The following is a 14002-nucleotide window of genomic DNA, read 5'->3' on the forward strand; positions in this document are numbered from 1 at the left end:
AATGTATTATGAAATTGGGATATTACATACAAATCTGAACATAATTTATATATAATTAGCCGAACTACATAAAATAGTCGACGAATAGTTAATTTATCTGATTATCAATGATTTAAAGCTTTAACCGCTAATTAATTATGAGATATTCAATAAATATACCAAGATTGTAAGTTTTTACTATTTTTTTAAAACAAAGTCAATAAACTTCTCAAAAAACACACATCGATTATGACTTGATTAAATAATAAAAATACCACGTATTAATAATTAATTCGTTTTTTCATCTCTTCAACTATATTAAAAGCAGCAGGACAAATAGCTACATTTTTTAAAGTCAAATTAGATATTTGCTGAAACTTTTTACGGTCAGTATGCGGAAACTCTGAACAGGCTTTTGGACGCACATTGTATATTGAACAGTAGTTATCTGCTCCTAAAAAGGTACAAGGTACAGATTGTAATACATAGTCATTCTCTTCATCCAGACGTAAATAGTTATCTATAAATTGTTGCGGTTTTTGCTTAAAATGTTTGGCAATACGTTGGATATCTTTATCTGTAAATAATGGTCCAGTAGTTTTACAACAATTAGCACACGTTAAACAATCGGTCTTTTTAAACTCGTTATCATGCAACTCTTGCATTAAGTAATCTAATTGCTTTGGTGCTTTCTTTTTTAGCTTAGTAAAAAAGGTTTTATTCTCCTTATGCTTATCTTTGGCAAGCTTTGGAAGACCATTTAAAAATTGTTCCATAGTGCAAAAATAGTATTTTAAATGAAAGACCTTTTCGGAAAAGCATTATTAGATTATCAAAATGGTAATTATACAGAAGACTTAATAACGTCTACTAACATCTCTGACGACGATGAGTTACCACTTCCTTATCTTTTCAGGGATTATCAAGACATGCCAAAATTAGAACAAAAAGCATTGCAACTATCTAAAGGACTGACATTAGATGTAGGATGTGGTTCTGGAAGTCATAGTTTATACTTACAAGACCAGGGACTAAACGTCAAAGCTATTGACATCTCTAAAGGTGCTATTGAAGTAAGTCACGCTAGAGGTGTAAAACAGGTTGCACACCTTGCGCTTTTAGATGAAACTGAAACTTTTGATACAATTCTATTATTAATGAATGGTACTGGTATTTTTGAAACCTTAAATCAGGTAGCAATGTATTTATCGCATTTAAAAACATTATTAAATACAGGTGGTCAAATTTTAATAGACTCTAGCGACATAAAGTATATGTACTTAGATGAAGATGGTGGATTTTGGCAAGATATGAATGCTAATTATTATGGCGAATTAGATTATTTTTTAAGTTATAAAGGAGAAGCTGAATTACCAATGAAGTGGTTATATTTAGATTTTAAGTTACTACAACAAGCCTGTGAAACTTCTGGTTTAAAATGCGAAATGCTCGCTGAAGGCGAGCATTATGACTATTTAGCAAAGCTATTTATTTAGATATCGTATCCTTTTTCTGATAATTTTGCTATCATACTTTTGTATAAATCACCACTCCACATTACAGAAATATCACTCATTGAGGCGTTCATGGAGTCTTGAGAACTTACGATTTTTTGACCAGTATCGCTTTGATAAAATTCTTTTAAAATTATTTTATCGCCTTCTGTTAAGGCTTCAGGCTTAAACATATTTTTACCTGCTTTTGTTTTATATAGCGCATTCATATTTTTTACGTCATTATGAGTAAAATGAGCTTTGTAAGCAGATACTATCATTACAGCTAAATCATCCATTGCATCAGGTTTAACTTTTTTTAGATCTTTCCATACAGCTGCTGGTACGTCCTGAGACTTAAATTGTTCTTCTAACATTGTAAACATTTGGTCTATAACCCCTTCATAATAAGTTATTGTTCCGTTGCTTTGTATGCACGTTTTAACATCTTTACTATACTGATCATTTTGAGCAATACTTACTGTACCTATTGCTAAAAAGCACACAAATGCGATAATTTTTTTCATTTTAAAATTGTTTAAGTTATTATAAAATAGCAACTACTGTGCCACTCCATTAATGTACGTTTGATTTACCTTGATATTAGGGATTTCTTTCTCTTCGATAGTCATTATATTGTTATCTAAGATAATAAAATCCGCAAATTTACCAGCTTCAATACTTCCTTTTTCTTCTTCTTCAAAATTAGCATAAGCAGCCCAAATAGTCATTCCTTTTAAGGTCTCTTCTCTTGTTAATCCATTGTCTTTATTAAAACCGCCTGCTGGATATTGGTTTACATCTTGACGAGATACTGCTGCGTAAAAGGTTAAAAACGGACTTACTTGCTCTACCGGAAAGTCTGTCCCTAAGGCTAATCTTCCGCTTTTTTCTAGTAAGGTTTTATAGGCGTAAGCACCTTTAATACGGTCTTTTCCTAAACGGTCTTCTGCCCAATACATATCACTTGTTGCATGTGTTGGTTGTATGGAAGGTACGATGTTTTCGTTTTTAAAATAGTCAAAGTCATTATCTGTGATAATTTGAGCGTGCTCTACTCTCCAACGTCTGTTAGTTAGATCTTTTAATGTTTTTTGATAAGTCTGTAAAACAAATCTGTTAGCTGAGTCTCCAATAGCATGAGTATTCATTTGGTATCCTGCTTTTGCTATTTGGTCAGCTAAATTAATAAAAGCATCAGTACCAATAACTAAAGCACCAAAATGATCATGTTGGTCTGAATATTCTTGTTTTAAAGCTGCTCCTCTAGAGCCTAAAGCTCCATCTGCATAGACTTTTACAGATTGCACATTTAATCTGTCTGTCTTAATTTTTCCTTTTGATAGGTAATACTCTAAATTTTCTTTTTTATTGCTAATCATAGCATACATACGCATATCTAATGCTCCTGCTTGTTGTAGACTATCAATTAATTGAATGACTTGTTTGTCCAAACCAGCATCAGACACGGTTGTTAAACCTAAATCTGTGCATATTTTATGTGCTTCAAGCAAAGCATCAATTTGTTGTTGTTTTGTCGGTTCCGGAAAAATAGCCTCAACCAACTCCATTGGATTGTCAATTAATACTCCTGTAAGTTTGCCATCTTTCTTTAAAATTTCGCCTCCTTCAATTTTTGTATTAATATCTATTTTAGCTAAATCTAAAGCTGCTTGATTACATAACATAGCATGACCATCTATTCTAGTTAGAACCACAGGTGTATCTGGATATAATTTATCCAATAATGCTTTATTTGGGTAAGTTTTGTCGTCCCAATCATTTTGATCCCAACCTCTACCAATAATAAAATTAGATGGTCGGTTATTATGAAAATCGATAACACGTTTCATTACCTCATCAAAACTTTTAGTATCCCTAAGATTTACTTGTAATTGGTTTAAACCTAAACCGTAAAAGTGACAATGTGCATCGATAAATCCAGGCAAAATGGTTTGTCCTTTAGCATCAATTGTATTGGTAGCTTTGTATTTTTTATTAATATCATTAGTTGCACCAACTGCTAAAAATTTACCATCTTTAATGGCAAACGCTTCTGTAGTGTTAAAATCTGCATCAACAGTATAAACCGTTCCGTTGGTAATGATAGTATCGACTTCAATTTTATCTGAAGCACAGGAAACTATAATTAAGAATAATAATAAAACTTTGGTGATTCTCATTTTTAATATTTTTTGTAAATATAAACATAAAAAAAAAGCCTCAAATAGAGGCTTTTAATTTAAAATATTAGGGAGTTTAAAACCTATAAGTGAATTATTTAATTTTACTGAAAATCAAATTTATACGTTGCTCCTGCTAGAAACTGTATACCTTGAACAGGTGTGTTTTGCCATTTAGTATACTCCTCTCCTACAATATTATTAGCTTTAGCAAATACTGAAAAACGGTCATTTATATGATAGCCTACATGTGCATTAGCATCAAAATAACTATCTAAGGTTACAATACCTGAGTTTGGACTAATCAAGTTAGGAATGTTAAATTGATCTTTACGCTCACCTACATAAAATAGATTAGCTCCTGCAAACCATTGATCGGTTATTTGATAATCTAAAAAGACAGATGCTGTTAAATCTGGTAGATTCCAAGCTTCCATTTGGTTAGTAACATCATACGAAAAATACTCACCTTTAATACCTAAAGTAAAGTTACGGTTTATGTCTACATTTAATTCTCCAGCAACACTAAAAGTAGTCACATCATCATACACTAAACCAAACGAGTTACCGTAAGTGTAAGGCTCTGATGTTGTTGAAATATCGTTATTAATATATAATGCTTTGTTTTTTTCTGAGGTGTAATTTCCACTAACTGAGTAACTCATTGTATTAGACAGTTTACCTTTTATTCCTGCAAATGCTTTGTATTGTTGGTCTGTAGGTGCAATAAATAAATTAGGTGATATAAAGGGATTTTCTTGAGCAAAATCATAATACGAATTTTGATTTAATCCTCCTGTTACACCTCCAAAAGCAATTAAAACCTCATCCACCAACCTATAACTTGCTGCTATATTTGGATAGATAAAAAACTTACTTTTACTTGCTTCTGTATCATTTAAATACACAGCCTTAACACCTAAATCTACAGTTAAGTCGTCTTGTTTTAATTGAAAAGTTGGTGCTAAACCAATCTGAAAGTTACCATAGTTAATCTGATTAGGATCTGCATAAGCCTTATCAAAACTACCACCAATGTAATCCATAAACACTTCAATATCTACATCGTTATCCTGAATATTAATTGTACCAATTGCGTTGGCTTTAAATCTATTTTCTCCTGATCCAAAATTATCTCCAAAGCGTCTATATAAAATACTTCCTGAAGATACTATAGCGTCTTCAAAAGTAATATCTCCTCCAACATAGCCATTAATAAAACTATGACCAACATCTAAGCTATCTGCTGTTGCTTGATTAAATAATGGCTGTTGTAAACCATACCAATTATACGTTTGGTATTGAAAACCACCTAAAGCAGTCCAGCTATAATCACGATCTTTTTTAGTATATGTTAAATTAAGCTTTGAATCTGAAAATCCATTATCTGTCAATACATTTTCTATATCACCTTGTGACGAGTGATGTCCTACATATGCACTAAAAATCTGATCTCGACCTATGGCATGATTAAGATACGCTTCTCCAACTATTGTGGTATACGTACCAACGCCTAAAGTTGCATAGTTATCGTATAACTTAACTTTTTTTGCTTTATCTACAACTGCTGCTTTTCCTTTTGCAGGCGTAAAAGTAGAAGCTACGGGAAATGAAAAAATATTATACTTTACTTCTTTTTTAGTTGCAGTCTCAGTATCGTCTAATGTTGGTGTTTCTTTAACTTTAAAAGCGTCAGAAATACTAGGCGTATACGGTTTAACAACATCTATTACTCCTGTTTGAATGGTACCGCCTTCTCTTTCTTGTGCAAAAGCGAAGACAGTGATTAATAGTGATGCTATCGTTAAAATGATTTGCTTTTTTGTACTAAACATAATTTATATTTATGAATTACGATTGTGTCGATTGCTGTTATTAGTCTTCAGATATTACTGAAGAGTTTGTTTTAGCTTCTTCTGTTTTAATTTTATTCAATTCGGTTTGTGCTTCTGTTTTAACATCTTCAAAATTGCTAAAGTTTTTGATAACACTTTCTAGAATGTATGTCGCTTGAAAGGCGTCACCTAAGGCATAAAAATTCTTAGCCATTACCACTAAACCTTTAGCTCCATAATATTTATAACCGGAATAATCTTTAGCTAAACGTTGTGTCACTTGGTTAGACTCTGCGTATAAACCATCTTTGTTTTTAAAATATGCATTATAGTATAGTGCTTCTGCTGCAGTTTCACCAGTTGCAAACGTTTCGACTTGTGCATAAGCTGTTCTTGCTTTAGCAGCATCGTTAGTTTTAATTGCCGAACGTGCAATAATAACATGAGCATCACTTCTAATTTTGTTATCTAAATTACCATTACCTAGCACTTTTTCCGCGTAAGCGACCGCTTGATTATAGTTATTTAATTGATAATTAGATTGCATTAAATTAGACTGAGCAAATAAACTGTTTTGCGGAAAGTTTGCTTCTGCCTCTAAGCGTTTTAAGGTTGGTATTGCTGCATTCCAATCTTTTTTATCTAACTGAATTTGAGATAAGCGCAATAAGGCTTCTTCTGAAAATTCGCTTTGAGATTTACTGACTACATAAGCATAATGTGGCTCTGCATTAGATTTTAAATCTTTTTTAAAGTACAATTGTGCTAAATAAAAATGAGCTTGAGTAGCATGTAATCCATTAGAAAACTGATTTAAATACCCATTAAATTGCTTTATGGCATCATTTACGTTTTCGTCTAAATATTGTTTTTCTGCTGCTTGATACGTTGCGTTGTCTAAATCTGCGTCTGTAACCTCTACAAAATCTAAAGTTCTAACCCAAGCTGCATACTCATCCACTTTACCTAAATCTATATAAATTAGTCTAGCTGTTGCTACCGCTTGATTAGCTTCTGGTGTACTTGGATAGTCCTTGGCAACGGACTTAAAGGTTGATAATGCTTGTTGGTTTTGACTCGCGTTATAATAGACTAAACCTTGACGTAACTGAGCCTTGCTTGTAAATGGACTTGTACTATATTCTTTTTTTAACTGACCATAAATTGCAATTGCTTTAGCATCTTTACCTGCTTTTACGTAGCTATTACCTAAAGCATACATAGCATCATCACGTAATTTTGATGTTGGGTATTTTGCAATAAATTGTTCTAATTGATTTGTTTGATCACCTTCTTGACCAATGTAACCGTAGCTCATCGCTTTTTGAAAATACGCATAGTCATTTTCAATTTTACCTACTTGCATCGCTTTTTCATAAGCTGTTATAGCTTCCGTATAACGACTAGACACAAAATAACCATCTGCTAAACGTAAATACGCATCGTTTAACCTAACTTTATCCGATTGATTTTTCTGAATAAATTGATTAAAAAACACTGTTGATTGATCGTAGTTTTTTTGCTTAAAATACGTGTAAGCTATATTATAATCTAAATTTTCAAATTCCTTTGTTGACGAAGCTTCACCTTGTTGTTTAAATTGTTTAAATCCAATTAAGGCATCTTCGTAGTTGGTTAGATTATAATCTGTTTCGGCTTTCCAAAATGTTGCTCTTGCAGTAAATTTTTGATTTTGTTGTTCTTTCAAAGATTTATCAAAAAGGGTTTCTGCCTCTTGGTATTTACTTTCGTTATACAATTCTAAACCTCTATAAAACGCTACTTTTTGTAACGCAACTTTACTTTCAAAACTATTTTTATTTTTCAATAACTCTAAAGCTTCCTTGTAGTTTTTAGAGGTAATGTACGAGTCTATTAATAATACCTCTACCTCATCTTTATATTGTGTGTCTGGATATTTATCTAAATAACCTGTTAGTATTTGAGGTACCGATTGATAAGCGTTACCAATTTCGTAACTTATTTTAGCGTAGTTTAACCAGGCGTCTTCTTGGATTTTTAAATCGTAATCCATTTGAGAGGCGTTTCTAAAAGCATTTAACGCTTCTTGTTTTTTACCTACATTAACATAGCTTTCTCCTAAATGATAGTAAGCATTTTGAGCTACGCTATTATCTGCACTTACAATTTTGTTAAATTCTGAAATGGCTTTATCATAATCCTTTTGCTTGTAGTAAGCATAACCTAATTGGTAATAATCTGTATTACTCCATTTTCCTTTTTTACCTTTATATTGGGTTAGGTATGGAATAGCTTCGTCATATTTTTTTAAGTTGAAATAACTTTCACCTATAATTTTATTTAATTCTGAAACTTCATCTCTATCACTAGTTTCTAGTTTAGATTTAGCAAGCTCTATTGCTTTATCAAATTTTCCTAATTTAAAGTTTAAATCAGCCTGATAGTAACTTAGTTTTTCTTTATATTTTTCTTCTTGACCAACTTGCTCAAAATACTTATTAGCTCCATCATAATCATCACCTTCATAGGACATAAAACCTAAATAATATTTAGCCTGAGAACCATATTTTTGAGAGGTCTCTACACGTGTTAAATACTTTTTAGCATCTTTATAGTTTTTAGTTGTAAATGAAGCATAACCATTATTAAAGTTATAAGATTCCTTATCTGCTTTGGACAGTCCATTCTCGTCTACTTTTGCATACCACTTTTGAGCATAGGCGTATTTACCATTAGCAAAGTAATATTCTGCAACATCTAAAAATGCTGTATTTTTTTTTGTACTGGTTGGATAATCTTCTACAAAACGCTCCATTAAAACGTCTGCATTTTGCTGATTTAATCTTATGGCTGCATTTGCAATATAAAACGCGCAATTGCTTTTTACGTTTTGGTCATTGGTCTCTTTTTTAATCTGACTAAACAAATTTTGAGAAGCTAAATATTGCTGACTGTTATAAAGCTGTAACGCTTTTTGATAATCGCCTAGACTATTGGTATAAACTGCAGTTTCTTGTCCAAGTAACTGGAAACAAAAGACTATGGTAATGAAAAATGTAAGCTGTTTTTTTACTAACATTGATACTATTTTTAAATTCAAAATCAAAGATAAATTAATCTATATCTCTAACGATAGATTTAACTAATAATTATAAACCGATTTATATATTATCAAAAAAAGGTAGATTTAATTATTCTATATTTACAGTCTTATTTAAAACAATCCCATAAATGTCTATTAAGAATAAATTACAACATTTAATAACTAATCATGCAGGACTTTTAGTTGTTATTTATGCTACAATTATTCGTTTTATTTTTGTTGTTTTATATAATACAGTAACCCTATTTCCTGACTCTGAAGATTATATTAATTTATCAAAAACTGTTTTTGATTTAACTGGTTATGACGGAAAAAGAACACCTGGACTACCAGTAATTATCAATCTACTTGGATATAATTTAACTTGGGTTGTAGGTTTCCAATTAATTTTAGGTGTAATGACAACCTATTTTACATATAGTATTACTAGTGTCCTTAGTAAGGATAAAGCAATTGGCTTTTGGACTGCCATTATATTTACATCTTTTGCTAACGTTGTACTATTTGATTTTGCTATACTAACGGAAACATTAACTACTTTTTTATTAATTTTTAGTATATGGCTAATAGTCTATTGCAGATTATTTGAGAGCAAAACCAAATGGTACTTTTACTTTTTATTATCGTTAATACTAACCTGGTTATATCTTACAAGACCTTTTTTTATATATGTTCCTGTAGGTTTTGCTATGTTTTTTATTGTAGCATCTTTTAAAATTAATTTAAAGTCGGTCCTTTTTAAAAGTACATTAGTTTTATGCTTACCACTATTGACCTATTACATGTGGAACAACCATAATAAAAAAACCATTGGACACTTTACTAATACTACATATTTTGGAATTAATTTAACACAAACAGCAACTCCTTTTTTTGAACTAGCAAAGGACGAACATGCCCAAATAAGAGATATTATAGTTAGACATCGAGATTCTATACTTATACATAATCCAAAACTTGAAGCTATGAGTGTTTGGGACGCACAAATTGAGTTATTACAAGTAACAAATTTATCTCAAAAGGACCTGTATTTTAAATTAGGAGATATCTCTAAACAGCTTATAAGAGACAACCCACTACTTTATCTAAAACAAGCAGGTAAATCTTGGCTACTTTTTTGGGGTAATCAAAGTAGTTTTTATTGGAATATTGAAAAGATAAACAATGTTTATTTTAAGCAAGGCACGTTGATAGTGTGGATTTACATACAACGCTATGCCTTAATAATATTTAATGTCTTATTTCTAATATTTGCTTTCAAAAAAATGATCCTTTTTTTAAAAAACAAAATGCGCACTTACGACCCTGACCTTTTTATAGTTTGTATAATCGTTTCAGGATCCTTAGCACAAGCATTAATTGCCTACGGAAACAATAGTAGATTTTGTTTTCCATTTTTCCCATTAATTGTTTACTTTGTCATCAATAATATTTGGTCTTACAAAGACGTTATTACTTCAAAAAAATAAACCTTTTTATGTCAAACACTGTCTTAGAATTAAAAAACGCCTCTATTTTTCAGGGTGAAAGTCTAATCCTTTCTGAAGTTAATTTAGAAGTTAAAAAAGGAGAGTTTGTTTATCTGATTGGTAAAACAGGTTCTGGTAAAAGTAGTTTTATGAAAACCTTATATGGTGATTTAAAATTATCACAAGGTGAAGGACATATTGTTGAGTTTGACTTACCGTCTTTAAAGGAAAAAGACATTCCGTTTTTACGAAGAAAACTAGGTATTGTTTTCCAAGATTTTAAATTATTGACTGACCGTACCATTAATGACAATTTACTATTTGTACTAAAAGCAACAGGTTGGAAGGATAAAACTAAAATGAATGAGCGCGTCGCTTCTGTTTTAGACAAAGTTGACATGAAAACTAAAGGTTTTAAATTTCCGCATGAATTGTCTGGAGGAGAGCAACAACGTATTGCAATTGCACGTGCGTTGCTAAATGATCCTGAATTAATTTTAGCAGATGAGCCTACTGGTAATCTTGACCCACAAACTAGTATTGAGGTCATGGAAGTATTACAAGACATTAATAAAAATGGTAACACAATCTTAATGGCTACTCATGATTATGCTTTACTTTTAAAATACCCAAGTAAAACATTAAAATGTGACGATAACAGAATTTTTGAAGTGGTACAGCGTAAGACTACTGTATAATTTGGTTTAAAATTACTGTACATTTTTTAGCACCTTTAACATTAAGGTGATTAGCATCAAAAAAATCTGAATCATCAAATCGGTTATCTTCAAACAAGTTGATATACGTTGTATTACTATTACCTAATGCTAAAGCATCTGCTGTATCGTAAATTTTAGCTACTTTTTTAGAATTTACTAAATTTACATATCTATAATTAACTGGTAAACTTACTAAATACACGTTAATATCTCTAGACTGACATTGCTTGATAATTTCTTGGATCCTTTTGGTGTTTTGAGTAAAATCTAACAATCCATCTTCATGGTTTATAGTAACCCGTTTGGCAAAACCATCTAAATCTTTAGTACTATTTTCAACTAAATTAGTTGTAATAAATCCATGAGTATCACTAGTTACTAAAGTACCGTTTTTAAAATAATCTCTGACATATTTAATAGTTTTGGATAGTTTGTGTACTAATGCAAGACTATGTTGTTTTAAATCATATTTAGAGATCAAAGGAATGGTTAATCCCATGTGGTTTTTATAAAAATACTTTCGCCATTTTAAGTCTAACTTATCATCTACCTCACTTAGCGTTGTATAAGCAACAGTTAAAATAATGTTTTTTAGTTTAGGAAAACTATCCACATGTTTTTCAAACAATAACTTATCAAAATATATAGATTGGCTAACATTAGAAATATTAAAGGTTGATCTGTCAAAACCTTTAGGATCTATTCCATAAAAAGCATGAGAATCCCCAAAAACTAGTGTTTCTATATTACCATATTGCGTTTGTATTTGCTTGTTTTTGTATGAATAATTATTTGGAACATACCTATAAAAACATTCTATAGCAATAAAAACTAAGAGTAATGGAATGGTAAAAAGTAATGCGTTTTTAAAAAAAGAATTCATTAATTAAATAATAATATCATTTGTAAATATATCACTTTGAAAATTATCAACTTGTCTATTTATAAATCTATATTAATGCTTAGATTTGAAAAACTGCTACAGCATATTAAAACTGTAGGTCCATAACAAACCAAATAACCAAAATTTAATAATTATAATGTCTTTTTTTTCTGTAATTATACCGCTTTATAACAAGGAAAAATATGTTTTAAAAACTATTACATCTGTTTTACAACAAAGTTTTCAAAATTTTGATATTGTAATAGTCGATGATGGTAGTACCGATCAAAGCTTAGCAATAGTTAAGAGTCTAAATAATGACAAAATAACAGTCATCCAACAAGAAAATCAAGGCGCATCCATAGCAAGAAACACTGCTATTGCAACCTCAAACGGAAGCTATATAGCCACATTAGACGCTGACGATATTTGGGATAAAAACCATCTATTAGAACTAAAAAAATGCATAAACACTTGTCCTGAAGCTGTACTATTTTGTACCAATTATAATATTAAGCGTCATGATGGATTTATAACTAAATCTAAATTTAATTTTGAATATGACAATAGTTGCTTGATAATTAACGACTTTTTTAAAGCTAACATTATTAATTTTATTCCTACTTCATCTTCCGTTGCTTTTAAGAAACAGGACTTTTTAAAAGTTAATGGATATAATACTAAATTAAGAACAGGACAAGATATTGATTTGTGGATTAAATTTGGTTTAATTGGCAAAATCGCTTTTAACCCAAAAATAACGATGCTATATAACTTCTTTGATCAATCTAGTTTATCAAATCGTGATTATAATGAGGACAGATATTTACTAATTAATAATTATAAGAATGAAGCACAAAACAACGCTTCATTAAAAAAGTATTTAGACATAAATAGATATGCATTAGTCATTCGTTATAAATTATTAGACCAACCTATTGACGCTAAAAAAGTAAAGCAAGACATCGATTTTAAAAATTTAAACTATAAACAAAAAGTCCTTGTAAATTGTCCTTCCTCTATTTTAATTGGATTAAAAAAGCTTCATAGTTTTTTAATAAAAAACAACATTTACTTATCAGCTTTTAAGTAATTCAAATTCGCTATAATCTCTAACATAATCCTCTTCATTGTAAACCTCTGATGCTAAGACTAAACATACTGCTCCTGAAGAAAAATTTTCAAGTTCTCTCCAAATACCTGGTACAATCATCAACCCTTTATTAGGCTTATTTAAACTGACTGTTTTAGTGTTTTTACCATCTTTTAAAATCACATCAAAACTACCACTTAAGGGTATCAAAAACTGAAATAAAGCTTTATGAGCATGACCTCCTCTATAAGCATCACTAGGTACATCGTATAAATAATACACGCGTTTGATATCAAATGGAACGCAATCTTTTTCTATAACTGACAAATTACCACGTCCTTCTTCATCAGTGATTTTAGGTATTTCTATAATAGATACTGCGTTTACAGTCGTTGATTTTAATTTCATTTTAAGACTTTTCAATTCCTAATTTAACTAGATTTTTATAAGTTGAAATTCCTTTTAAACCTACTTTAAATTTTTTAATAATTTGATTTGTTTTTATTGCACCTTGCTTATGTACAATGTATAAATATTTACATAGTTTTAAGTATCCCAATACACCAGAATATTTGTAATATAAGGCACTTCTGGCATATACTAATTTGTCATTTCCAGAGTCTTTGCCTGAACTAAAAAACGGATGCGACAATATTACCTTGGGCTCAAATATAGTCTGCATTTTTAATTTTAAAGCCTCTCGCATAAAAATATATTCGTCTGCGGTTTCAAAAGTGGACCCTAATCCAAAATTGACATTAAAAAGTAGGCTGTTTTGCTTTATTAATTTAGTGTTAAACGTAATCACTACAGAATTAACTTCTTTAATGGACTCTAAATCATGACACTTAACTTGAGGATAATTTTTAAATAAATTACCTTCAAAATCTTCCATTTTAAAAGTTATAATAGCTGCATTAGGATTACTATTATATGCTTCTAAAATAATTTTATCAAAATCTGGTTTAAATTTAACATCATCGTCTACAATTAAACATAACTGACCAATCGTATTTTTTATTGCCATGTTTCGGCTTTTAGCCAAACCTTTTTCAAAACTATTTATCACTCTAATATTATCTACAGTCGACTCCAAAATGTGAGATTGATCTGTTTGATTAATTATCAGGATGTTATAGTTTTTAAAAGAACTATTTGGAAACATATTTGATAGAAAATCCATAGATGTCTGAAACATAGTTGCTACTAACAACTCTAATTTTACATCTTTCTTTTTGGCATTGCCCATTAACTTCTATCTTT

At 30.4% G+C, this 14002-nt stretch carries 12 protein-coding genes; 4 read left to right on the plus strand and 8 right to left on the minus strand.

Features of this window, described 5'->3' with window-relative positions; genetic code table 11:
* Positions 1-260 precede the first annotated feature (260 nt).
* Positions 261-755: a YkgJ family cysteine cluster protein gene (locus WNY60_RS10735; protein WP_342862363.1), complete on the minus strand. Its 495-nt coding sequence runs from the start codon at positions 753-755 to the stop codon at positions 261-263.
* 21 nt (positions 756-776) lie between these two features.
* On the opposite strand from WNY60_RS10735, the gene WNY60_RS10740 reads away from it, so the two are divergent.
* A complete protein-coding gene (locus tag WNY60_RS10740; RefSeq protein WP_342862364.1) occupies positions 777-1475 on the plus strand; it encodes a methyltransferase domain-containing protein in 699 nt (232 codons plus the stop codon).
* Here the strand turns inward: WNY60_RS10740 and WNY60_RS10745 are convergent.
* The 4 genes from WNY60_RS10745 to WNY60_RS10760 form a co-directional block, all read right to left on the minus strand.
* Positions 1472-1999: a DUF2059 domain-containing protein gene (locus WNY60_RS10745; protein ID WP_342862365.1), complete on the minus strand. Its 528-nt coding sequence runs from the start codon at positions 1997-1999 to the stop codon at positions 1472-1474. The genes WNY60_RS10740 and WNY60_RS10745 overlap by 4 nt on opposite strands.
* Positions 2000-2032: 33 nt before the next feature.
* Positions 2033-3655 carry an amidohydrolase gene (locus WNY60_RS10750; protein WP_342862366.1) on the minus strand — a complete coding sequence of 541 codons (1623 nt, stop codon included), beginning with the start codon at positions 3653-3655 and terminating at the stop codon, positions 2033-2035.
* Between the two features lie 104 nt (positions 3656-3759).
* Positions 3760-5490, minus strand: coding sequence for a TonB-dependent receptor (locus WNY60_RS10755; RefSeq protein ID WP_342862367.1), 1731 nt, complete (start codon positions 5488-5490; stop codon positions 3760-3762).
* 40 nt (positions 5491-5530) lie between these two features.
* Entirely contained in the window at positions 5531-8551 is a 3021-nt protein-coding gene (locus tag WNY60_RS10760; RefSeq protein WP_342862368.1) for a tetratricopeptide repeat protein, read from the minus strand.
* Positions 8552-8703: 152 nt separating this feature from the next.
* Here WNY60_RS10760 and WNY60_RS10765 point away from each other — a divergent pair, with 152 nt between their 5' ends.
* Positions 8704-10044: a hypothetical protein gene (locus WNY60_RS10765; protein ID WP_342862369.1), complete on the plus strand. Its 1341-nt coding sequence runs from the start codon at positions 8704-8706 to the stop codon at positions 10042-10044.
* An 8-nt stretch (positions 10045-10052) separates the two neighbouring features.
* Positions 10053-10742, plus strand: a complete 690-nt coding sequence (locus WNY60_RS10770) for an ATP-binding cassette domain-containing protein (protein ID WP_341588142.1) — start codon at positions 10053-10055, stop codon at positions 10740-10742.
* Here WNY60_RS10770 and WNY60_RS10775 read toward each other — a convergent pair.
* Positions 10732-11646 carry a hypothetical protein gene (locus WNY60_RS10775; protein ID WP_342862370.1) on the minus strand — a complete coding sequence of 305 codons (915 nt, stop codon included), beginning with the start codon at positions 11644-11646 and terminating at the stop codon, positions 10732-10734. The two genes, WNY60_RS10770 and WNY60_RS10775, sit on opposite strands and share 11 nt — an antisense overlap.
* A gap of 157 nt (positions 11647-11803) precedes the next feature.
* Between WNY60_RS10775 and WNY60_RS10780 the strand changes: the two genes are divergently transcribed.
* A complete protein-coding gene (locus WNY60_RS10780; protein WP_342862371.1) occupies positions 11804-12739 on the plus strand; it encodes a glycosyltransferase family 2 protein in 936 nt (311 codons plus the stop codon).
* Here WNY60_RS10780 and WNY60_RS10785 read toward each other — a convergent pair.
* Positions 12725-13147, minus strand: a complete 423-nt coding sequence (locus WNY60_RS10785; RefSeq protein ID WP_145002616.1) for an FdtA/QdtA family cupin domain-containing protein — start codon at positions 13145-13147, stop codon at positions 12725-12727. The genes WNY60_RS10780 and WNY60_RS10785 overlap by 15 nt on opposite strands.
* A gap of 1 nt (position 13148) precedes the next feature.
* Positions 13149-13988 carry a glycosyltransferase family A protein gene (locus WNY60_RS10790; RefSeq protein WP_145002619.1) on the minus strand — a complete coding sequence of 280 codons (840 nt, stop codon included), beginning with the start codon at positions 13986-13988 and terminating at the stop codon, positions 13149-13151.
* Between the last annotated feature and the right edge of the window lie 14 nt (positions 13989-14002).

The organism is Olleya sp. AS48 (genome assembly GCF_038900355.1).
Lineage (GTDB): Bacteria > Bacteroidota > Bacteroidia > Flavobacteriales > Flavobacteriaceae > Olleya.

Excerpts from the sequence above, each read along its gene's own strand:
- WNY60_RS10775 (WP_342862370.1), bottom strand. The coding sequence starts at position 11,646 with ATGAATTCTTTTTTTAAAAACGCATTACTTTTTACCATTCCATTACTC.
- WNY60_RS10760 (WP_342862368.1), bottom strand. The coding sequence starts at position 8,551 with ATGTTAGTAAAAAAACAGCTTACATTTTTCATTACCATAGTCTTTTGT.
- WNY60_RS10735 (WP_342862363.1), bottom strand. The coding sequence starts at position 755 with ATGGAACAATTTTTAAATGGTCTTCCAAAGCTTGCCAAAGATAAGCAT.
- WNY60_RS10740 (WP_342862364.1), top strand. The coding sequence starts at position 777 with ATGAAAGACCTTTTCGGAAAAGCATTATTAGATTATCAAAATGGTAAT.
- WNY60_RS10750 (WP_342862366.1), bottom strand. The coding sequence starts at position 3,655 with ATGAGAATCACCAAAGTTTTATTATTATTCTTAATTATAGTTTCCTGT.
- WNY60_RS10755 (WP_342862367.1), bottom strand. The coding sequence starts at position 5,490 with ATGTTTAGTACAAAAAAGCAAATCATTTTAACGATAGCATCACTATTA.
- WNY60_RS10770 (WP_341588142.1), top strand. The coding sequence starts at position 10,053 with ATGTCAAACACTGTCTTAGAATTAAAAAACGCCTCTATTTTTCAGGGT.
- WNY60_RS10780 (WP_342862371.1), top strand. The coding sequence starts at position 11,804 with ATGTCTTTTTTTTCTGTAATTATACCGCTTTATAACAAGGAAAAATAT.
- WNY60_RS10765 (WP_342862369.1), top strand. The coding sequence starts at position 8,704 with ATGTCTATTAAGAATAAATTACAACATTTAATAACTAATCATGCAGGA.
- WNY60_RS10790 (WP_145002619.1), bottom strand. The coding sequence starts at position 13,988 with ATGGGCAATGCCAAAAAGAAAGATGTAAAATTAGAGTTGTTAGTAGCA.
- WNY60_RS10785 (WP_145002616.1), bottom strand. The coding sequence starts at position 13,147 with ATGAAATTAAAATCAACGACTGTAAACGCAGTATCTATTATAGAAATA.
- WNY60_RS10745 (WP_342862365.1), bottom strand. The coding sequence starts at position 1,999 with ATGAAAAAAATTATCGCATTTGTGTGCTTTTTAGCAATAGGTACAGTA.